General features: G+C 39.7%; 16 protein-coding genes. 14 read left to right on the forward strand and 2 right to left on the reverse strand.

What is annotated here, in order from left to right:
* Nucleotides 1–202: 202 nt before the first annotated feature.
* Nucleotides 203–1,015 carry an AraC family ligand binding domain-containing protein gene (locus ACYVQ1_RS02245; RefSeq protein WP_461249678.1) on the reverse strand — a complete coding sequence of 271 codons (813 nt, stop codon included), beginning with the start codon at nt 1,013–1,015 and terminating at the stop codon, nt 203–205.
* 106 nt (nt 1,016–1,121) lie between these two features.
* On the opposite strand from ACYVQ1_RS02245, the gene ACYVQ1_RS02250 reads away from it, so the two are divergent.
* The 4 genes from ACYVQ1_RS02250 (at nt 1,122) to ACYVQ1_RS02265 (ending at nt 6,643) form a co-directional block, all read left to right on the forward strand.
* The gene (locus ACYVQ1_RS02250; protein ID WP_461249679.1) at nt 1,122–2,534 is read left to right on the forward strand and encodes a PTS transporter subunit EIIC; all 1,413 of its coding nucleotides are present in this window, start codon (nt 1,122–1,124) and stop codon (nt 2,532–2,534) included.
* A 6-nt stretch (nt 2,535–2,540) separates the two neighbouring features.
* Nucleotides 2,541–4,004, forward strand: a complete 1,464-nt coding sequence (locus tag ACYVQ1_RS02255) for a glycoside hydrolase family 32 protein (RefSeq protein WP_461249680.1) — start codon at nt 2,541–2,543, stop codon at nt 4,002–4,004.
* A gap of 8 nt (nt 4,005–4,012) precedes the next feature.
* Nucleotides 4,013–6,223: an alpha-galactosidase gene (locus ACYVQ1_RS02260; protein WP_461249681.1), complete on the forward strand. Its 2,211-nt coding sequence runs from the start codon at nt 4,013–4,015 to the stop codon at nt 6,221–6,223.
* A 234-nt stretch (nt 6,224–6,457) separates the two neighbouring features.
* Nucleotides 6,458–6,643, forward strand: coding sequence for a DUF3272 family protein (locus ACYVQ1_RS02265; RefSeq protein ID WP_461249682.1), 186 nt, complete (start codon nt 6,458–6,460; stop codon nt 6,641–6,643).
* Here the strand turns inward: ACYVQ1_RS02265 and birA are convergent.
* Nucleotides 6,630–7,568: a bifunctional biotin--[acetyl-CoA-carboxylase] ligase/biotin operon repressor BirA gene (gene birA, locus ACYVQ1_RS02270; protein ID WP_461249683.1), complete on the reverse strand. Its 939-nt coding sequence runs from the start codon at nt 7,566–7,568 to the stop codon at nt 6,630–6,632. The genes ACYVQ1_RS02265 and birA overlap by 14 nt on opposite strands.
* 279 nt (nt 7,569–7,847) lie before the next feature.
* On the opposite strand from birA, the gene metK reads away from it, so the two are divergent.
* The 10 genes from metK to ACYVQ1_RS02320 all read left to right on the forward strand — a co-directional run bounded on the left by metK (nt 7,848) and on the right by ACYVQ1_RS02320 (nt 21,706).
* On the forward strand, nt 7,848–9,041 hold the full coding sequence (gene metK / locus ACYVQ1_RS02275; protein ID WP_045772072.1) for a methionine adenosyltransferase: 1,194 nt from the start codon (nt 7,848–7,850) through the stop codon (nt 9,039–9,041).
* A gap of 666 nt (nt 9,042–9,707) precedes the next feature.
* Nucleotides 9,708–11,480 (forward strand): hypothetical protein, encoded by a 1,773-nt coding sequence (locus ACYVQ1_RS02280; RefSeq protein ID WP_461249684.1) that lies wholly within the window; start codon nt 9,708–9,710, stop codon nt 11,478–11,480.
* Complete coding sequence (locus ACYVQ1_RS02285; RefSeq protein ID WP_461249685.1) at nt 11,477–12,391, forward strand: hypothetical protein; 915 nt, start codon at nt 11,477–11,479, stop codon at nt 12,389–12,391. Before ACYVQ1_RS02280 ends, ACYVQ1_RS02285 begins: the two co-directional genes overlap by 4 nt.
* Complete coding sequence (locus ACYVQ1_RS02290; protein ID WP_461249686.1) at nt 12,388–14,214, forward strand: DUF2194 domain-containing protein; 1,827 nt, start codon at nt 12,388–12,390, stop codon at nt 14,212–14,214. The genes ACYVQ1_RS02285 and ACYVQ1_RS02290 overlap by 4 nt, the downstream gene beginning before the upstream one ends.
* A gap of 22 nt (nt 14,215–14,236) precedes the next feature.
* A complete protein-coding gene (gene pelF, locus ACYVQ1_RS02295; protein ID WP_461249687.1) occupies nt 14,237–15,643 on the forward strand; it encodes a GT4 family glycosyltransferase PelF in 1,407 nt (468 codons plus the stop codon).
* Complete coding sequence (pelG, locus tag ACYVQ1_RS02300) at nt 15,643–17,094, forward strand: exopolysaccharide Pel transporter PelG (protein ID WP_461249688.1); 1,452 nt, start codon at nt 15,643–15,645, stop codon at nt 17,092–17,094. The genes pelF and pelG overlap by 1 nt, the downstream gene beginning before the upstream one ends.
* Complete coding sequence (locus tag ACYVQ1_RS02305) at nt 17,091–18,854, forward strand: CotH kinase family protein (protein ID WP_461249689.1); 1,764 nt, start codon at nt 17,091–17,093, stop codon at nt 18,852–18,854. Before pelG ends, ACYVQ1_RS02305 begins: the two co-directional genes overlap by 4 nt.
* On the forward strand, nt 18,844–19,572 hold the full coding sequence (locus tag ACYVQ1_RS02310; protein WP_461249690.1) for a polyphosphate polymerase domain-containing protein: 729 nt from the start codon (nt 18,844–18,846) through the stop codon (nt 19,570–19,572). The genes ACYVQ1_RS02305 and ACYVQ1_RS02310 overlap by 11 nt, the downstream gene beginning before the upstream one ends.
* A 48-nt stretch (nt 19,573–19,620) precedes the next feature.
* Nucleotides 19,621–20,292 carry a DUF4956 domain-containing protein gene (locus ACYVQ1_RS02315; protein WP_461249691.1) on the forward strand — a complete coding sequence of 224 codons (672 nt, stop codon included), beginning with the start codon at nt 19,621–19,623 and terminating at the stop codon, nt 20,290–20,292.
* The gene (locus ACYVQ1_RS02320; protein ID WP_461249692.1) at nt 20,285–21,706 is read left to right on the forward strand and encodes a DUF4832 domain-containing protein; all 1,422 of its coding nucleotides are present in this window, start codon (nt 20,285–20,287) and stop codon (nt 21,704–21,706) included. Before ACYVQ1_RS02315 ends, ACYVQ1_RS02320 begins: the two co-directional genes overlap by 8 nt.
* Nucleotides 21,707–21,714 lie beyond the last annotated feature (8 nt).

Raw genomic sequence — 21,714 nt, forward strand, 5'->3', positions numbered from 1 at the left:
GCGTTGTTTTTGCGTACACTTTTTACACTGAACCTTAGTTCAAAAATAGACAAATTCCTTAGTTTGACTATGGAATTCGATCTATTTTTTATCAAATGCCTTGACATGCTTGACAAATGGTAGAAAAGGACTCAGTCCTGTACAATACAGAACTAAATCCTTTGCTTAAATTATTTGTCTAACTTTTTGGGGTCAGTATATATTAAGTCAACTTTTTCCTAAAATCCCCAGGACTCATGCCAAATTCGTGCTTGAAAAGTTTGGAAAAATTACCGCTATCTTCAAAACCGATTGAATAGGCGATATTTTTGATGGGGAGTTTGGTACTTCTGAGGAGTTCTTTGGCTTTACGAAGGCGAATATTGGTGAGGAAGGTTTTGGGAGCTTGCCCGATTTCCTGTACAAAGAGGCGATGGAGATAGGTGCGGTCGATAGCAAGGTGATTGGCGATGTCAGTTATACGGATATTGGTTTCGTAGTTATTGGTCATAAAGCTAATAGCTTTGGCAACGATGAGGTTGTGGGTAGCTTGGGTCACCTTTTTGTTTTGGGAAGGAAAGTCTAAATTGAGTTGGTTGAGGATCTCCAAAAGACAAGCATTGAGCATGATGTCATTATTTTCAGAAATTAGAGAAATTTCAATTAGCTTGTTCATGAGACTCTTGATGGGGTCATTATCAGAAAAGACAGGATTGTTGCTAGAAATGGCGGTATCTTTGAGGTAGTGTTGGGCTAAATCTCCACGAAAGCCAAACCAGTAGTAGGCCCAGGGATCTGTTTCGTGGGCCTGATATTGGATAGTAGCTTGTGGTGAGATAAAGAAAAAGTCTCCTGCCTTTAGGTTGTAAATCTTGCCTTGACAGGTAAAGGTACCTCTGCCCTTGTAGATATAATGCAACATATAACCACTTCGAACGGCAGGGCCATAACTGTGGGAGGGTTGGGTTTCTTCATAACCAACTGTATACACACTTAGATAGGGATTGGTATTGGTATTGTTAAATAAAAAATTCATAAAATCTTCCTACAAATCGACTGATCTTGTCTACATTTTACCATTTATTTTAACTAATTGAAAGAGTAAACTATAATTAAGTAAAACAAACAAGGAGGTTGTTCAGATGGCTCAATATCAAGACATCAGTGAACAAATTGAAAAATTAGTTGGTGGGCGTGACAATATTTCTCACGTGACACATTGTGCCACTCGCTTGCGTTTGGTCCTAAAGGATAATAAAAAAGCTGACATGGAAGGCTTGGAAAATATCCGTCTAGTTAAGGGGGTTTTCGTAGCGGGTGATCAGTTGCAGATGATCTTTGGCGCTGGTCTGGTCAATAATATCTATGACGAATTTTCAAGCTATATTGGTATTAATAGTGATAGTAAGATTGATGATGAGTCTAGTCAGGATCACCAGAATCCTTTGCAGCGTTTTATGAAGGCCTTGTCAGATGTCTTTATTGAAATTATGCCATGTATCTTGGCTGCAGCGCTTCTTATGGGATTGTCATCACTCTTAACGACCAAGGACCTCTTTGGGGCCAAGTCCATCGTTGAGCATATTCCTGGCCTAGCTGGTTTCAATCGTATTGTCAGCATTGCTTCATCAGGAATTTTTGCGCTCTTACCAATGATTGTAGCTTACTCAGCGACCAAACGTTTTGGAGGGCGTGCTTCCCTTGGTTTGGCTATTGGAGCTGTTATGATTCACCCAAACTTGTCAGATGCCTATGCAGTAGCAGGTGGAACAGCTCAAGCAGAAATTGCTAATGTCTTTGGCTTCAATGTTGAGCTAGTTGGCTTCCAAGGCGGGATTATCATTGCCCTTCTAATTGGTTACATCGTTGCCTTCCTAGATAAGAAATTTAACAAAATTTTGCCTGATATGCTTAAGTTTGTCTTATCTCCTATGTTGACCATTTTGATCTCGTCATTCTTGCTCTTTACCATTATTGGTCCAGTTGGTCGTTCTATGGGATTTGGATTGACAGAAGGTTTATTGTGGATGGTTGAACACTTGGGTATCTTTGGTTATATGATTTTTGGTGGAATCCAACAAATTATCGTTATTACGGGTCTTCACCATACCTTCGGGGCTATCGAGACTCAGTTGCTGCAAGATACAGGTCGTGATTTCCTCAATCCGCTCTTATCTGTTGCCATGATGGGGCAAGGTGGTGCAGTACTGGGGTATCTCTTCCTTAATCACAAGGACAATAACAAACGATCAATGGCCGTTTCAGCTTTCACTTCAACTCTATTCGGGATTTCTGAGCCTGCTCTCTTTGGTGTGACTGTCAAATACCGTTACCCATTGATTGCTGGCTGTATCGCAGGCGCTATTGCAAGTGGTTATGTTTACCTGTCTAAGTTGACCGCAGTTGGTTTTGGTGCGACAGCTATTCCTGGTTTCACTATCGTAGATGGGGCAAATCATGGCCATCTTAACTACATTATTGCTCACTTGATTGCCATTGTTACAGGTGCTGTTTTAACAGTCGTCTTTGCAAAATTCTGGAAAGAAAAGGATTAATATCACATGAAGAAATATCATCAATACCGTGATATTCCTTCTCAATTAACAGCATCATTGGCTGATTGTGTAGCAGTGTCGCCTTATCGTCAAAGCTTCCATGTGGAAGGGGACATGGGCTATGTTAACGATCCTAATGGTGTTTGTTTCTTTGATGGGAAATATCATCTCTTTCATCAATGGAGCCCTCTCACTTATAGCGAGGATAGCTGGTTTCAAGGCTGGTATCATTTGGTGTCATATGACATGATTACTTGGGAAGACGCAGGAGTGGGCTTGCAGACAGATACTATCTATGAAACCCATGGAGCTTACTCAGGATCAGCCATCGCTGACGGCGATGTTATGCGTATCTTTTATACTGGTAATACTCGTGATGCCAATAACGAGCGAATCCCTTATCAAGTTGTGGCGCTCATGGATAAGGCAGGTCATCTCTCTAAGGTGACACCACCAGCTATTATCGGTTACCCAGAAGGTTACACGGATCATTTCCGGGATCCAAAACTATGGAAGAAAGATGGTCATTATTATGCAGTTATTGGTGCCCAACGTCAAGACAATACTGGTACAAGTCTGGTCATGCACTCGCTTAATGGCTTTGACTGGTCTATTCTAGGTGAAGTGGGGACTCCTTACCAGGATTTTGGTTATATGTGGGAGTGTCCTAACTATTTTGAAATGGACGATAAGGGGATTCTCCTCTTTTCCCCTCAAGGACTAGCACCAGAGGGCAATAATTACCACAATATCTATCAGACGGGTTATGTGGTGGGGAATCACATAGATAAGGAAAATTTGCAGCTGACCGATCAGAAAAATTTTGTGGAGCTTGATCGAGGCTTTGATTTTTATGCAGCCCAGGTCATGCAGGCTGACGGTCGTACAATTCTCTTTTCTTGGATGGGGCTACCAGAAATTAACTACCCAACAGAAGACTATGCTTATTGTGGTTGCTTGACGATGCCACGTGAGCTTTTCTTAGATGGAGACAAGTTGATTCAAAAACCTTTGCCGGAATTGGACAATTATCGTAAAGAAATATTGTCTGAAAATATTAATGCTTCAGAGGGCAAGGTATTCATGACTGGTTTTAAAACTAATCTTCAGTTTTCAGTGACCAAGGCGGAAGAAAGAGGGCAAGTGGTGATTAAACTTGCAGCCAGTCAAGATGGTCGTTTGGGAACCAAATTGATCTTAGATTACGATAGAAAAGAGATTATTTTAGACCGTAGCCAGGCAGGTGCTCCTCTAGCAGAGGAGTATGGCAATCAGCGCGTGCTTTTGGAGGATTTGGGTCAGCAACTTGATTTGGATATTTATCTGGATCGCTCATCCCTAGAGATTTTTGTAAATGGTGGGCAGGAAGTAGCTTCAAGCCGTATCTTCCCAGGAGATGAGCAGGTCTATACAGTGATTGAAGGGGCAGATGCTGAACTCGACATGACAATCTATGAGTTGACGATTTAGGAGTTGATATGATTTATTTTGATGCCGATAAGAAGATTTTTCATCTGACCAACGGTCAGGTTTCCTATATTATTGGTGTGGAGGAAAAGGGACTTTTAGCCCAACTTTATTATGGTAAGGCTGTTTCAGGTTATCACGGTGGGCGTCACTACCCCCGCTTTGAGCGCTCTTTCTCCTTTAACTTTGAGGAGGACAAGAAACGTGTCTACTCTAGAGATACCCTTTTACAGGAAATCAGTAGTTTTGGTGGTGGTGATTTTCGGGTACCAAGCCTTGATATAGCAGGGGCGGATGGCTCTCATCAAACTGATTTTCGCTATGATTCTTACGAAATTTATAAAGGCAAGCCTGACTTGAGAGGGCTTCCTGCGACCTTTGCTTCAGAGGAAAATCTTGTTGAGACTTTGGACATCTGCCTTAAAGATAAGTATCGCCAGCTAGCTCTCCACCTACGTTACAGTATTTTTGATAAGCTATCTGTTATTACCCGTAGTCATATCGTGGTCAAGGAGAGCAGGGATGAGGTGGTTATTCACAAAATTTCTAGTCTTAGTCTGGATTTTCCAGCGGACAAATGGGAATCTATCCATCTACCAGGTGCTTGGGGTAATGAACGTCAATTGCAGAGGGACCCTCTCGTTCGAGGGATACATACCTTTGACAGTAAGCGTGGAACAAGTAGCCATCAGGAAAATCCCTTTGTTGCCTTGGTTAAGAATGATACGACTGAGAATCAGGGGCAGGCCTATGGTTTTGCCTTAGTCTACTCAGGTAATCACGAAGAAACACTCGAAGTAGACCAATACCAGCAAGTCCGCTTGACTATGGGAATTAATGGTTATGACTTTGCTTGGCATTTGCCTGCAGGAGAGTCTTTTACCACTCCTGAAGTTGTAATGGTTTATTCAGACCAAGGCCTTAACAGGATGTCCCAGATTTTCCGTACAGTAGTACATAAGCATTTGACACGAGGAACATGGAAGGATAAGGAACGTCCTATTCTTATCAATAACTGGGAAGCCACATATTTTGATTTTGATACAGATAGCATCAAAGGCTTGATGGATGAGGCCAGTCAACTGGGGATGGAGCTCTTTGTCCTTGATGATGGCTGGTTTGGACAGCGAGAAGACGACCAAACTTCTTTAGGAGATTGGTTTGTCAACGAGGACAAGCTACAGGGTGGCTTGCAGGCCCTAGCTACCTATGCTAAGAGTAAGAATTTAGACTTTGGTTTGTGGTTCGAACCTGAAATGATTTCACGGTCTAGTCAACTTTTTGAAGCTCACCCTGATTGGTACCTTCATCATCCAGGGTATGAGGCTGCGACCAGTCGTTCCCAATTTGTCCTAAACCTTAGTCGTGATGACGTCACCGATTATGTGATTGAAACCTTGTCAACGATTTTAAGGACAGTGGATATTTCCTATGTCAAGTGGGATATGAACCGTTATCTCAGTGACATTTATGCGACTGGAAATATTAGCAATCATGGCGAGGTAGCTCATCGATATGTATTAAATCTTTACCGGATTTTCGAGCATTTACTAAGAGTCTTTCCTCATATCCTCTTTGAGGGCTGTTCTGGTGGCGGTGGCCGTTTTGATATGGGCATACTCCACTACATGCCGCAAATTTGGACTAGTGACAATAGCGATGCTATTGCCCGCCTAAAAATTCAATACGGTACTAGCTTGGCATATCCAGTTTCCAGCATGGGCGCCCATGTGTCTGCTGTACCTAATCATCAAAATGTGCGTATAACCAGCATGGAGACTCGCTTTAATATTGCCATGACAGGAGCCTTTGGATATGAATTAGATCCAAGACAGTTAAGTTCAAAAGAAAAAGCAATCATTAAAGACCAAGTTGCCTTCTATAAGAAGAATCGTCAGCTCCTTCAGTATGGAACCTTTACACGATTGACTAGTCCTTTTGAGACCAATGCTTGTGCTTGGCAGTTGGTATCACAAGACAAAAATCAGGCTATGGTGATTTATACAACGGTCCTTAGTCATGCGGCTCCACCTCTACAAATTTTAAAAGTTAAGGGCTTAGAAGCAAGCAGTCTCTACTATTGCCAACAAACAGAGCAATGCTATTACGGAGACGAATTAGCTGAAGTGGGATTATATATCCACCCCATTTTTAACCAAAAAGACTTTGATAGCCGACGCATTGACTTTGTTAAGGTAGAAGATTTACCGAAGGAAAAATGACCGTAAATGGACAAACTATACTTTGCACCCCAAAAGTTAGACAGAAAAACCCTAACTTTGGGGTTAGTACATTCCAGTGGACCTTTTTAGGTCTAAGTCTAGTAATTAGATAGAGAGGCAACCCAGTATTATTTGTTTGATTGCTGAAGCTGATATTTGGAAGGTTTATCCTTGTAAAAATGAAAAGAGCCTAGACTGCTTGTCCTAGGCTCTATCTATTGATATAATAATCTTATGATTCAACAAATTTTGTTTATTACGCTTGAAACTATTTTTGAAACGGTTTGTTTTAATTACAGTTTACAGCACGGCTATTACTTTTTTACAGCCTTTTTTGGTTATTTATTGTTTCGTCGTTTTTGGACAACCTATGTTGTTTCACGAATTGCGCGTGCAGCCGACAAGTCTACCAAGAAGTAAGGCTCACTTCACCAGCACTCAGCCATTTTTCCTGACCATCATCAGTAAGAAGGAGAAGTTGGCCCTTGTCGCCAATTTCTTTAGCAACACCAGTATAAGTCTTTCCAGCTTGTTCAAAGGTCACTTGTTTGTCTAAAACGAGGGACCTTTCTTTATAGACTTTAACCAAATCACTAGTTGGAATGGTTAAAAAGAGCTTCCAAATTTCTGAAATAAGCTGGTTTCGTGTGATGCTTGGTTTTTCAGAAGTAAAAAGGCTAGTAGCTTTATTGGCTAACTCTTTAGGAAAATCACTGATTGAGAAGTTAAGCCCAACCCCGATAATGACATCTGTGATGCGACCAGATTCGATAGAACTAATGGCTTCGGTAAGGATACCAGCCATTTTTTTGTTGTTGAGGTAGATGTCATTAACCCATTTGATTTCTGTATTGATGCCGGTTAGACGCTGAATAGCTTTAACAATAGCTGCTGCCACCATCATGGTATAAGGTGGTAGGTCGGCAAAATGACAGTTTGGCTTTAAGTGGATACTCATGTAGATACCACCTTGTGAACTGGCAAAGAAGTGACGATCGAACCGTCCTTTAGCCGATTTTTGACTTGATGCCAGATAAAGTGCGGGCGTCGGATTATTCTTTTCCATGCCATGTTTAGCATCAAGTTGGGTAGAGTTAGAATCTGGATTAAAGTAGACTGGAATGTTAAGTTGTTTAGAAATGTCTTGAGGAAGAAGAATATCTCCCTTTTCTAAATAGTAGCCTTTCTTGCGGACACTCGTAATATCAATTCCTTGTTCTTGAAGTGTTTGAATTGCCTTCCAAATGGCTGTCCGTGAGACACCAAGGCTTTTAGCCAAGCTCTCTCCCGTCACAAAATCAGGACTCTTCGATAAGATTTCATAAACGTGTTCATAAGTTTTCATATCCTAAGTATAATACAAAAGATGGTAAAATGCTCACTATAAATTATTGATAAGGCTTGATAATAAATAACTATATGACTAGACTGAAAAAACATGATATAATGGACAGTAGTTATTAAGTCCCGATAAGGCAACGGTCATCCTAGAGTTGGCTGTTGGTTCTTTGTAACTTTTTAACGGCGTCTAACTCTATTAGGAGTATAGCGTTTTACCTATTAGGAGACGGTCAAATCTGTTCTATCTAATACTATTTTTCATATTAAAAGGGGGACATTTTATATGTCAGAACGTAAACTTTTCACGTCTGAATCAGTATCTGAGGGACATCCAGATAAAATTGCAGACCAAATTTCAGATGCCATTCTTGATGCGATTTTAGCAGAAGATCCAGACGCCCATGTAGCAGCAGAAACAGCTGTTTACACTGGTTCTGTCCATGTTTTCGGTGAGGTTTCTACAACAGCTTATGTGGACATTAACCGTGTGGTTCGTGATACTATCGCTGAAATTGGTTATAACAATGCAGAATACGGCTTTGCAGCAGAATCTGTTGGGGTTCACCCATCATTGATCGAACAATCTCCAGATATTGCTCAGGGTGTCAATGAAGCACTTGAGGTTCGTGGAACTGGTGACCAAGATCCACTAGATCTTATTGGAGCCGGTGACCAAGGTCTTATGTTTGGTTTCGCTATTGATGAAACTCCTGAATTTATGCCACTTCCAGTTAGCCTTTCGCATAAATTGGTTAAAAAATTGGCGGATTTGCGTAAATCAGGTGAGATTTCCTACCTTCGTCCAGATGCTAAATCTCAGGTTACCGTTGAGTATGATGAAAATGACCAACCGGTACGTGTTGATACAGTCGTTATCTCAACGCAACACGATCCTGAAGCAACTAACGATCAAATTCGTCAAGACGTCATTGAAAAAGTCATTAAAGCAGTTATTCCAGCCGAATACTTGGATGACGAGACAAAATTCTTTATCAACCCAACAGGTCGTTTTGTTATTGGAGGACCTCAAGGGGACTCTGGTTTGACTGGTCGTAAGATTATTGTTGATACTTATGGTGGTTACTCAAGACACGGTGGTGGTGCCTTCTCAGGTAAGGATGCCACTAAGGTTGACCGTTCAGCTTCATATGCCGCTCGCTATATTGCTAAAAACATCGTAGCTGCAGGTCTTGCTAAGAAAGCAGAAGTGCAATTGGCTTATGCTATTGGTGTTGCTAACCCAGTTTCTGTCCGTGTTGATACATTCGGAACGGCAACAGTTGCTGAAAGCAAACTTGAAGCTGCTGTCCGTGATCTCTTTGACTTGCGCCCAGCTGGTATCATTCAAATGCTTGATCTTAAACGTCCTATCTACCGTCAAACAGCGGCTTATGGTCACATGGGACGTACAGATGTCGATCTTCCATGGGAAAAATTGGATAAGGTAGATGCCCTCAAAGCAGCTGTAGAAGCTTAAAAATATTTAATATAACTTTCAATTTAATAATATCAAAGCAACAGAATTTAATTTTTTTGAATTCTGTTTTTTGTTTTGAAAATGAATAATATGAATTTTCTGACTTCAGACATATGTAAACCTGATGGATTGAGTGATTAAAGGGTAAAAACTACTAGCAAAAAATAAATTCTTTAGGTGAAAAACTTTGAAAGGAGTTGAAAAATAAGAATAAATTGCTATAATAAGAGAGACGATGTAAATATGAAACTAGAGTCATTTTAGATTGATAGAGTAAGAAAAAATACCTTTAAATAAGGTCTAACAGGTGTTAGATAATCTAAGGTAATCTGGTTAGTTTGTGATTTCTTGGGGAAGCTAATCAACATAACAAGATATTTAATCAGTCAATTTAATCTATTTTTAATAATATTAATTTTACTTAATGTTTATTTAGAATAATCTTGTTTTTTCTTATATTTTTTGAAATCTTTAAGAATCTTCAAAAGAGATTCTGATGAGAGTTAGGTTATCACTCATTGGGGAGGAAGACATAGCTTTCAAAGAGCTTTCTTAAGAAAGGCATTACATTGTGGTCTTAAGAGTATTGGGAAATACTTGAGACTAATGATTAGAATGGGTAGAGAGTGTAGTTAAGGGGACACTCTTAAAAGTGGGGAGAAGTTTATGAATATTTTGATACTTGGTAATACTGCTGGATTAACAGACGATTTCATTTTGAAAACGTTTCCTAATCAAGCGGTTTTTATTTTTGGTCATACAGGTGTAAAGAACTCTCGTAAGAATAAAATCACCGTTTATACCAAGTATTATGAGAACAACCAATTAGAAGACGTTTTTGATTTTCATGATTATGATCAAATCATCTATCTTTCGGAATATCTCAATTACGGACATGAAAGTTCAGGGGAGATTGAAAATCTCATCAGATTGTTAGAGTGTTTTAAAGATAGAAAAAACAAACGATTACTTTATATCACAGGTCCTATCCTTGAGGATGGGAAAAGAAGTTTACAGACGACAACAAAGGATACCTTATTATCCTGGACTAGAGAATTTGGGGTCAACCTTAAAGTTCTACACAGTCCCTTTCTTTATTCAGTTATTAATAAAGAAGATTATCTTTATAAACTGTTTGTACGTTTAGATGATCATGAGCAGGTGGAGTTGAAGGAGTCGTCACAAAGTCAGGCGACTTTTATTAGTCTATCTGACTTGGGAGATTTGCTTCACAAATTATGTGAGCGATGGAATGACACCTATGAAAGTATTATTATTCCAGATCCTTTCCAACTGACTTTTGGTGAGCTCTTGCAAGCTTTGGATAAATATTTCCATAACAAGCAGGTTCATTTCTTAGAGGAAAGAAGAATTAGGAAATATGATAACGATCCTGAAAAGCACCATGATTTGCGTGATCGATTCGCTTGGTTTATGCGTTATGCCTTGGTGCGTGACTTGCCAGATATTTACGAAGACTATCAAAAACAGCGAAAAGGGTCTCTGCGTGTTTCTAAGTTTCGCAATATCGTAGATAATATCGTTAAGCAAAAGAGGAACAAGAAGTTAGCCGGTGTTGTTGCTACTTTCTTAGTTTTTGAAGCTTTTAGATATATGACTCAGGGTCAGTTACAATTTCAACTAATTGACTTGCGCTTGCTCTTTGTTGTCTTGATTAGTACGGTTTTAGGTATGGGTTATGGCTTGTTCTCAGCAGTATTAGCGATTATCGGTTTAACAGTCAGTCAAATTTTGTCGGGAACTAGTTGGCAACTTCTTCTCTATAATACTGACCGTTGGGTTGCCTTTATTGCTTATATCTTCATCGCTGTAGTATGTGGTTTTGTCGAAATGAAGAAAAAAGATGACAAGCTCCAACTGGATAAACAGTTGGAAACCGTTAAGGAAGATTATCTTATTCTTAATCAATCCTATGACACATTGCTCCATGAGAATAAAGATCTTAAAAATACTTTATTGGCAAGTCAAGACGGTCTTGGTAAAGCCTATTTTTACTTTGTTAGTTTGGATCATGATAGTGCTGAGCAAGTGCTTAGAAAGACGCTTGATTTAGTTTCTGATATTTTGAAATCTCCTGTATCACTTTATGGAGGTGGGTCCATCCATTATGAGCTTCTTTTAGGAGATAACGATAAGAAGCAAGTGACATTGACAGATTTTAAAGAAATCAGCGATGCTTTTAGACAAGGACGTGTGTGGGCAAATAAATCCTTGCTTGAAAATCGCCCAGCTTATGCCATGGAAATTAAGACCATTGCTGGAGCGACCTTTATTATCTGGGTGGAGACTGTTCCATTTGAAGTCATGTCTACCAAGGTTCTAAACGAGCTTGAGGTCCTTGCAAAAATGAGTCATTCATTTATTGAAAAGGCAGAATTTATTGAAGAAGCTAGACATGAAGGGAGGGTTGCACAATGATTCCAGTCCTTTTTACTAGTAGCTTGACTGTTTGTTACCTCCTATCTATAGCGTTTGTTTATAGAATTGTTAGAAGTGCTAAAACAGATTTGTCTATTTTTTACTTGATCTTTCCTATTGCTTTGCCTTTCTTTGGTGCGGGTTTAATCCACATGATTTCCAAGCCAAATCCTGGTAGACACCGTCGCGGCCAAGAAGCTTCTGAGAGTAAGGTTAAAGACTTAACGATTGATTTTGGAAATATCGATATTTTTCAACGTCCTAAGAAATTGGCTGAAGAAGACATCGTACCTCTCGAAGAATCTCTTTATTTGAATAAAGCTAAGGAGGCTCGTCAACAATTGATGGGATTGGCTAATGACGACCCATCTCATTTTATGGATTTGCTCTATTTGGCTCGTTTAAATGAGGACAGTGAAATTGTCCATTATGCAACTACCTTTATTTCTGAAATTTCAAGTCAATATGATGAGAAGTTGAGCATCTTGGAGAAACGTTTCGAAGAGGGAACACCTGACTTAGATCTTTTAAGTGAGTATTGTGACTTTATGGAAGACTACCTTTCTAAGGGGCTTCTTAGTAAACAGATGGAAGGATTACTTCGCAAAGAGTATGAGGAGCGCCTCTTACAGAAGCTTAGTCATGGAACGACTGCTAAAGACTTAGTTAGAGTTATCCATAATGAATTGACACTTGGATTTTATGACTTGGCACAGAAACATCTGACACAGCTTTCTATCAAATCCAATGCTGATGATGTTTATTATTTGTATTTAGAATATTATTATCAAACGGGTCAATTTGCTGAATTTAAGAAGATGATTCGTGAAATGCAAGGGAAACAAGTTGTGTTATCTAAGGACAAGCAAGACCTCTTGAACTTCTGGCAAGGAAAAGAGGTGATGGCATGAAATTAGGTAAACAAAAGGGTATTCGTAAAGAAACTTTGTTGGGAGTTGGCATTATTTTATGTCTGGCCTTGGGACTTTTTGTCCAAAAACTAGGAGAATGGTATTCCACTAATGATAAGGAAGCCTATCTGACTGGTAAGGTGCCATCGACGGCATCAGTGGTTAAACATTTAGACAAGGACACACTGGTTCTTTATGATAGTGAAAACGATACGAGCCAAAGAGCTTGGAAACAGTTTGATCAAATTCTAAAAGATATGCGTATGGGAGCCAAGTTGGTCGATGTCGCTAAGCATGAGTCCTATTCGCTTTCAGATTATAAAAAAGTAGTCGTTCTTGTAACGGACCTTTCTCGCATGGAAGACCAGGTTCAGCCACTTATGGATTGGACTGAAAAAGGTGGACAAACACTTTTTGCTGTGACCATGGGCAAAGAGAGTAATCTTGATTCTATTGACCATAACCTGGGTGTAAGTTATTCAAACTATGAGATGGATGAAGTTAAGGAAATCTATGTGAATCCTGATTTCATGATTGGGGGGGGACGTAATTACACCATTGAAGAACCCTTTGAGTCAGCTCGAAAAGTCTCTCTTGAAGAAGATGCTAAAGTTTATGCGAAAACCACTGATGAATCACATACACCTTTGATTTGGGAAAAGGCTTATGGAAAAGGGAAGTTTGTCGTTGATAACCTTGGAATCTATGAGCGTAATGTCCGTGGTATTTATGCCGCTTCTTATAGCCTTTTGACTGAAGCGACAGTTTATCCGGTAATCAATGGCTCTACCTATTATATAGATGATTTCCCATCACCTGTTCCAGCTGGAGATGGTCGTTTCGTTAAACGTGATTACGACATGTCTGTGTCTGAATTTTATACCAATGTTTGGTGGCCAGACCTTCTTAAATTGCACGAAAAGTATGGTATCGTTCATACAGGTGTGGTCATTGAAAACTATGAGGCCCAGACAGATGGTAAAATTGTTCAACAAAATGATTTAGATCGTTTCAAATATTTTGGAAATTCGCTTTTGGCTAATGGTGGTGAGCTTGGTTATCATGGTTATAATCACCAACCTTTGAGTCCTTCATCTGTTAATTATGGTGAAAAGTATGCGAGCTACAAGACTTGGAAGGATAAGACTGCTATGAAGGCTAGTCTGTCTGAGTTGATTCGTTTTGTCAACCAACTCTTTCCTAAAGCGCAAAAATCAGTCTACGTTCCACCATCAAATATTCTTTCGAAAGAAGGACGAGAGGTAATCGTTAATGATTTCCCAGAAATCAAGGCTATCTCGAGTAACTATTTCCCAGGGGATTTCACTTATTCGCAAGAGTTTGAAGTGTCGCCTGATGGAATGATTGAAGAGCCACGTACTGTTTCTGGTGCGGTTTGGGATGATTTCTCACAGATGACGGTCTTTTCTGAAATAAATATGCACTATGTTAATAACCACTTCCTTCACCCTGATGATGTTCTTGATGTCGATCGTGGTGCAGAATTGGGTTGGGCAAAGATGTATAAGGCTTTGGACAAGGAAGTTAGTTGGGTCCACAATATGTCACCTTCGCTTAGAAATCTTACAGGTTCAGAATTAGCAGGTGCTGTTCAGCGTTACGGTATTTTGAAAGTTTCTCAAAAATATACCAAAGACGCCCTAAAAATTGATCTTGAGAATTTTCATGATCATGCTTACCTTATGGTTCGTTTAAATCAAAACGAGGTTAAGAAGGTAAAAAATGGTAAGGTTACGCATTTAACGGGTGACCTTTACCTATTGGAGGCTACGAATAAGTCAGTCACCATTACATTAAAATAAGGCAAAATAGGGGAAAATGCCGATGAAGATATGTTTAATTCTTGAAGGGTCCTATCCGTATGTTCACGGTGGTGTCTCTACTTGGATGCATCAATATATTACAGAAATGAAAGAGCATGAATTTGTTCTTTGGGTTGTGGGGGCAACGCATGAACAAAAGGGGGAGTTTGTTTATGAACTTCCTGAAAATGTCGTAGAAGTACACGAAGTCTTTTTGGACTATGTTGTGCCAGATAAAGAAGAAGGCATAGAGCCATATCAGTTTACAGATGAGGAAAAACAAGCGCTTAAGGATATGGTTTTTTGCCAACAACCTGATTGGAAAGTCTTGTTTAAACTGTTACAAGATGGTAAGGTCGTTCCTAACAATCTCTTGAGTAGTGAGGCCTTTTTTCAGGTCTTAAAGGATCTTTGTAGTGAGCGCTACACACAGCTATCTTTTTCAGATGTTTTTCACACTATCCGTTCTATGCTGTTTCCACTTTTAAATATTTTATCCTGTCCACCTCCTGAAGCAGATGTTTACCACTCAATCTCTACAGGTTATGGTGGTATTCTTGCAACTTTGGGAAGTTTGACCTATGACAAGCCTTTGTTCTTGACGGAACATGGGATTTATACGCGTGAACGTGAGGAAGAGTTGCTTCGTGCCAAGTGGGTTTTACCTACTATGCGAAATCAGTGGGTACGTTTCTTCTATATGTTGTCAGATGCGATTTATCAGAATGCTGATAAAATTACGAGTCTTTTTACTAAGGCCAAGGAAATTCAGATTGATATGGGGTGTGATCCTGCAAAATGTCTTGTTATTTCAAATGGTATCGACTACGATGCTTTTTCTCAGATTCCTTTGAAAGAACCTGACGGTTGGATTGATATTGGAGCTGTTGTTCGTTTGGCACCAATCAAAGATATTAAAACCATGTTGTATTCATTCTACGAATTGGCCCAGCAAGTTCCTAATGTTCGTCTGCATATCATGGGTGGTGTGGATGATCAAGATTATGCGGATGAATGTTATAGTTTGGCTGACAAGATGAATTTAGGAGATCAGCTCTTATTCACTGGTCGTGTTAATATTCGAGAATATATGAAGAAAATTGATTTTACACTTTTGACCAGCCTATCTGAAGGTCTGCCACTTTCTGTTTTAGAATCAATGGCGGCTAGTCGTCCTTGTGTAACGACAGATGTCGGGTGTTGTCGAGAGTTGCTAGAAGGTCGCGAGGACGATGATCTAGGCATTGCTGGATTTTGTGCGCCACCTACATGTACTGGACCTCTTGCAGAAGCCATGAAGAAGATGTCTCTTGATTCCGATAGACGTCTTAAAATGGGGGAGATTGCACGTAAGCGTGTTGAAGATATTTATCAATATCCGCAAATGATTGGTCAGTACCGACGCTTATATGAGGAGGTGGCTCTTTAATGGCAGGTATTGGATTTGAATTACGTAAAATTTATAACGAGGATAGTCTCTTCTCAAAACAAAAGGCCTACGCTTATGCCGGTATTGTTTATACAGGTCCTATGCTTTTGGGAATATTACTGACTGTTGGTGTTGTTGTTTTAACAATGGTAGCAGGTATCAGTGAAAATGAGCGAGATTATATTCTTTCGAACTTAACCTACGCTATTATCTTTTCACTTGTGATTACTAGTCTCTTTTCACTGGTGGTAACCCGTTTTGTTGCGGATATGCTCTATGAGAAGAAGTTTGAGGCCATTATTCCTTCCTTCTATGCATCAAGTTCCTTAATGCTTATTGTTGGGTCACCATTGTATGCCCTATACTTAGCCTTAGCTAGTCACAGTTTGGCAGAGGTAGCTATGGGAGTTTTACTCTTTGGAGAGCTCTGTCTGGTTTGGAACGTGATTACCTATTTGACAGCCATTAAGTCTTATAGAGAGATTATTAAAGGATTCTTTTTGGCAATTGGAGTAACTCTTGTTGCAGGTTTTCTTAGTATTTTTCTACATCAAAAAAATGGTATCTTCTTTAGTGTTTGTTTGGGTTATGCGGGTATGATGTTTTGGATGGTTCGCCTTATCCATGATTATTTTCCATCTAATCTCAAAATGTCCTTTGAGTTTTTGAAATGGTTTGATTATTTTTCTGACCTGGCAAAGACTGGGATATACATGCTAGTGGCTCTTTTTGCCCATATCATCATTAACTGGTTTGGGCCAATTAGTAAGAGCTTTGATGGATTTTTCCGTACGGCACCTGTTTACGACGTACCAGCCATGTTAGCCTACTTAACGACCTTGGTGTCAACGCTTAATTTTGTTATGTCTGTAGAGGTTTCCTTCTATCCACATTTCCGACGTTACTTTAGTCTCTACAATGAAGAGGGAAGCCTTTCGGATATCCAGGAAGCTGAAACCCATATGCTTGATGTCATGAGTAATGAGCTCAAGTATGTCTTTTGGAAACAACTGCTAGCGACTATTTTCATTATGTTCTTCGGAAGTGTGGCTCTTACTTACTTGCCGATTGGATTTAACAATCAAATGCAAGGTTACTTTTTGACACTTTGTCTAGCATATGGTTTATATGCCGTTGGTAATGTGAATATCTTACTTTTGATGTATTTTGCAGATTACAAGGGAGCTAAGAAGCTAGCTAAGCACTTTGCCATTCTGACAGTAGTTTTTAGTTTCATTTCTCAGTTTTTAGATCCTGCTTTCTTAGGCTATCCCTTCTTGATTTCTGCCTTAGTTCTTTTCATTGAAAGTGGCCAGGAAATTGATAAATACACTAGTGATCTTCAGTATCATTTCTTAGGAAGCCAAGCGATGGTATCTAAGAAAGACGTGGGCTATTTTGAAAAATGGACTGAGCGTTTAGAAAACATACAAAAGAGGTGGGGGAAATGAATAAAAAAAGTTTAGGAGCAGTTCTGTTGCTCTGTACAGTCTTTGGTATTACAGCATGCGGGACCAAGGAGCAAACAAAAAACGGTGTGACAACTAAAAAAGTAGATAAACAAGCGGCCACTGATATCTCTAATGTACACTTAAGAGACGAAAAAAGTCTCTATGATAAAGATCATACCAAGGTAACAACCATGTACCTGACTGTACGTCGAGGAGATGCTACAGAAAATCAAAATCACTCATGGTCTGAGGTCAACCAATATTCTGTTGAAGATTATCAAAAGATGGGTGTTAAACGATACCAAGTAGCAGGGCTCCTTCAAGTAGGTAACGAGGACGGTCCTGTCTCTGGTGAGTTGGGTTATGACCAAGACGTTCCAAATGCCAGTGTTCAGATTCGTGGGGAAAGTTCAAGTAAGAACGCCCAAAAGAACTATAAAATCAAGATTAAAAAGAACAAGGGCGAGTGGAACGGCCAACGTACCATTAACCTTAACAAACACCAGACTGAAGCCCTTCGCTTTAGAAATAAGTTGTCCTATGATTTAATGGAAGAAATTCCTCAACTCATGGGTGCTAGAACGAGTTTTGTTCACCTCTACGTTAAGGATGAAACCTCTGACAATCCATCAGGTAAATTTGAGGATTATGGTCTCTACACGCAAGTCGAACAGATTAACAAAAACTATCTGAAAGATCATGGTCTGGATGAAAATGCCAACCTTTATAAACCAAACTTCTTCGAATTCTTCCGCTATGAAGATACGATTGTTAAAGAAGAAGATCCTAAATTCGACAAGGATAAATTCGAGAAACTTTTGGAAATCAAAGGTAGCCATGATCACACCAAACTTATTGATTTTCTCACCAAGCTCAACGATCCATCGGTGAAGGTTGAAACCATCATGGACAAGTATGTAGATCCTGAGAATATCCAATATTGGATGGCCTTCCAGATGTTACTTGGTAACGATGATACACAGAGTCGTAACATGTATCTCTATAGCCCACAAAACTCAACCAAATGGTACATCATTCCTTGGGATAACGATAGTATCTTGATGAAGAATGAACGTCGTTTGGTAAGTAAGGACAGCGACCAAGCCAATAGCTGGGAAGTCGGTGTTAGCAACTATTGGGGGAACCAACTTTTCCAACGCTTGCTCAAATCAAAAGAGTTCCGCAAGGGACTAGATGAGAAGATGGATGAGCTACGTAAGACGATTACTGGTGATAAGATTACTTCTATGAGTAATGAATACGCAGCAGTCATTAGACCTTACTTAGCTAAGATGCCTGACCAAATGCATGCTAAGACAACTCCTGACAATTACGACAAGATTTTGGCAGATTTGCCAAATGAGTTGGAGAACAACTACAAGATTTATAAAACAAGTCTTGAAAAACCACAACCATTCTTTATCAATAAGCCGGAAGTGGCCAATAACAAATTGAAATTAAGTTGGGGTGCCTCTTACGATTTCAATAACAGCAAGTTGACTTACACTGTAGAATTAGCTAAAGACTATGAATTTAAAGACAAGGTCTTTGAAAAATCTGGCCTCAAGTCTCTAAGTGCTGAAACAGATACCTTACCTAAGGGTCAATACTTCGTGCGCGTGACTGCCACTAACGAAGCTGGTCAATCACAACGTGCCTTTGACTACTATATCAATAGTGACAACTCTAAACAATTTGGTATCATGAGCTTCTTTGTCCTCGAAGATGGAAAAATTGGGGTAGATGGTTATGAAGACTAAAGAGAAGCCCTTTCGCCATGAGTTGAAATACGTCATTGGTGAACCAGAAAAGGCTTTGCTGACTGAGCGTTTTAAACATTTAATTCAGTTGGATAAGCATGCAAAAAATGGTGGCTATACCATTCGTAGTCTGTACTTTGACGACTACTGGAATAGCGCCTATGCTGAAAAAGATGCGGGTATCCTAGTTCGAAAAAAATATAGGATTCGAATCTATAATTTCGGAACCAATAGTATCAAACTAGAACGTAAGAAAAAGGTAGATACCTATATTTTGAAAGAGGATGCGCCTTTAACCGTTGAGGAAGTCTATAAAATCATTGACGGGGACTATGACTTTCTCTTGAAGAGTCCTTATCCTTTATGTCAGGAATTTTACTATGAGTGCGTTAGTAATATGATGCGTCCGCGGACCATCGTTGACTATGAGCGAGAGCCGTGGGTCTATGATTTTGGGACAGTTCGCTTAACCTTTGACCAAAATGTCAGAGTAGCGGTTGGAAGTTTTGATATTTTTGATCCGGACTTACCAACAATTCCAGTTATTGATCCAGAAAAAATGGTTTTTGAAGTCAAGTATACAGAGTATCTGCCAAAGATTGTTCAAAGTGTCTTGCCCGGGAAAGCAGACATGATGGCTGTCTCTAAATACGTGTTGGCTTATGAAAAATCTCAGTATCTAAATGGTTTTGAATACTGGGAAGATGGGAATATATAAATAGGAAGAGGCTAAGTTTGGAAGAACTTAGTATAAAAAGGGGAGTTTATGAGTGTTCAAGACTTTATAAAAAAATCTATTCTGCAGTCTGATAACTATGCGACGCAATCACCGTTTCGTATTGTTATCGTCTTGCTACTTGCCTTGTTGATTGGAGCCTTTATCTATAAGGTTTACCAGCATTTCTTTACAGGCGTTATTTATTCACGCAGTTTTGCCATGACCTTGGTCGGTATGACCTTGCTTACGTCAATGGTAACACTGGCAATCAGTTCAAATATCGTTATCTCACTTGGTATGGTCGGTGCCCTTTCTATTGTCCGTTACCGTACCGCTGTTAAGGATCCTATGGATTTGCTCTACCTTTTCTGGGCAATTACCTCTGGGATTACCGTAGGGGCAGGCATGTATGTCCTAGCCGTTGTAACGTCTATCGTTATCCTACTGATGCTTATTGTCTTTAGCCGCTTGCAAGAGACCGGTAAAGTGTATATTGCGGTGGTTCACTATGAGGGTGACCATACTGGTGACAAAGTCGTTCAAGAACTTGGTCGTATCAAGCATTTTATCAAGTCTGAAACCATGCGAAAAGATAGTGTTGAGATAGCAATTGAAGTCTTTGTGAAAAATAACGACCTTACCTTCGTTGAAAATATCAAATCTATCGATGGTGTCAAAGACCTTACGCTAATCCAATACAACGGCGAGTACCATGGCTAGAAGACGTGAGCAGAAGAGTTGGAGTAGTCGAAAGAAGAAACTTTGGCTTGTCATCTGTCTAATCATCGTTACGAGTGGTCTTTATGTATTATTTGTGTATTTGAATACCAGAAATACAGGTACCAAATTTGAATATGCCCTCTCAGACAAGAGTTTTGGCAATCCGCTCATGGGCTATGTCCCTTCAGCGGAAGAAAAAACGGTGTCAGAGGATGTTCATCTTGTCTATGTTGATATTACATGGAAAGAATTGGAACCTAAAAAAGGCCACTATGACTGGGAAACGATTGAAGAAAGTAACCAGTTCAAACGATGGAAGAAAGAAGGCAAGCAGGTCGTCCTACGTTTCTTGTTAGATTACCCTGGCAAATCAAGTCATAAGGATATCCCTGATTGGTTGGGAAATGAAATTTCTGACCTTGGGGATGTTTATGACACATCCTACGGTAAGGGATTTTCACCCAATTACCAAAATAAACTGCTTAGAAAATACTATAAAGATGCTGTAACTGCGATGGGACAGCGTTGGGGCAATGATGAGTTTATTGCTTATATCGAGCTTGGTGGCCTGGGGCACTGGGGTGAGTGGCATGTTCACTCAAATGCTGGTATTCGTCAGCTTCCACGAAAAGAGGTTCGTAAGGACTACATTGCACCGTTTCAACCAGCTTTTCCTAAAGCAAAGCTTCTTATGAGAAGACCCTTTGATACAGGCTTGGAAGGTGAATTTGGAATCTACAATGATGTTTTCGGAGATAAATCAGCAACTAAAACTTGGCTAAATTGGATTCAAAATGGTGGATCATACGATCAAACACAAGAGAAAGCTGCCTTGAAAGCCATGCCTAATGCTTGGGAAAAGGCGCCAATCGGTGGTGAATTGACAAGTTCACAGTCTATGTCTAACCTACTTGGAAATAATCTAGCAGAGCTTCAAGAAGAGGCTAAAGTAGCGCATTTGACATTCTTAGGGCCAAAGGTTGCTGAAGATATTGGTGATGGGCAAGCTGCTTATAAGGAACTCTTGAAAAACATGGGCTACCGCCTCTGGGTATCAGGTTTGACAATCTCCAAAGGAGAAAGCAAGGTTGATATTACCCTTAATTTGGAAAATTCTGGGGTTGCCCCTTTATATGGGGATTGGCCTGTGGTATTATACTTGTGTAATGCTAATGGCAAGGTTCTTCAAGCCCAACAACTTGATTGTCGTTTGTCAGAATTGCTTCCAGATCAAACAACTGAACTTATGGCAAGCTTCGCCTATTCCAAAGATCAGAATTATCAGGTGAAGCTAGGAATTCTATCTCCAATGACACAAGAGCCTTCGGTTCATTTTGCCATGAAAGGTTTTGAAGGAGAAGTCATGCCCAAATTAGCAACGATTCAAAAGGATCAAAAAGGCACTGACAAGTAAGAAAGGAA

The sequence above is a fragment of the Streptococcus parasalivarius genome, from assembly GCF_054785155.1.

Coding starts and splice junctions, on each gene's coding strand:
- ACYVQ1_RS02245 (WP_461249678.1), bottom strand. CDS start 1,015: ATGAATTTTTTATTTAACAATACCAATACCAATCCCTATCTAAGTGTG.
- ACYVQ1_RS02250 (WP_461249679.1), top strand. CDS start 1,122: ATGGCTCAATATCAAGACATCAGTGAACAAATTGAAAAATTAGTTGGT.
- ACYVQ1_RS02255 (WP_461249680.1), top strand. CDS start 2,541: ATGAAGAAATATCATCAATACCGTGATATTCCTTCTCAATTAACAGCA.
- ACYVQ1_RS02260 (WP_461249681.1), top strand. CDS start 4,013: ATGATTTATTTTGATGCCGATAAGAAGATTTTTCATCTGACCAACGGT.
- ACYVQ1_RS02265 (WP_461249682.1), top strand. CDS start 6,458: ATGATTCAACAAATTTTGTTTATTACGCTTGAAACTATTTTTGAAACG.
- birA (WP_461249683.1), bottom strand. CDS start 7,568: ATGAAAACTTATGAACACGTTTATGAAATCTTATCGAAGAGTCCTGAT.
- metK (WP_045772072.1), top strand. CDS start 7,848: ATGTCAGAACGTAAACTTTTCACGTCTGAATCAGTATCTGAGGGACAT.
- ACYVQ1_RS02280 (WP_461249684.1), top strand. CDS start 9,708: ATGAATATTTTGATACTTGGTAATACTGCTGGATTAACAGACGATTTC.
- ACYVQ1_RS02285 (WP_461249685.1), top strand. CDS start 11,477: ATGATTCCAGTCCTTTTTACTAGTAGCTTGACTGTTTGTTACCTCCTA.
- ACYVQ1_RS02290 (WP_461249686.1), top strand. CDS start 12,388: ATGAAATTAGGTAAACAAAAGGGTATTCGTAAAGAAACTTTGTTGGGA.
- pelF (WP_461249687.1), top strand. CDS start 14,237: ATGAAGATATGTTTAATTCTTGAAGGGTCCTATCCGTATGTTCACGGT.
- pelG (WP_461249688.1), top strand. CDS start 15,643: ATGGCAGGTATTGGATTTGAATTACGTAAAATTTATAACGAGGATAGT.
- ACYVQ1_RS02305 (WP_461249689.1), top strand. CDS start 17,091: ATGAATAAAAAAAGTTTAGGAGCAGTTCTGTTGCTCTGTACAGTCTTT.
- ACYVQ1_RS02310 (WP_461249690.1), top strand. CDS start 18,844: ATGAAGACTAAAGAGAAGCCCTTTCGCCATGAGTTGAAATACGTCATT.
- ACYVQ1_RS02315 (WP_461249691.1), top strand. CDS start 19,621: ATGAGTGTTCAAGACTTTATAAAAAAATCTATTCTGCAGTCTGATAAC.
- ACYVQ1_RS02320 (WP_461249692.1), top strand. CDS start 20,285: ATGGCTAGAAGACGTGAGCAGAAGAGTTGGAGTAGTCGAAAGAAGAAA.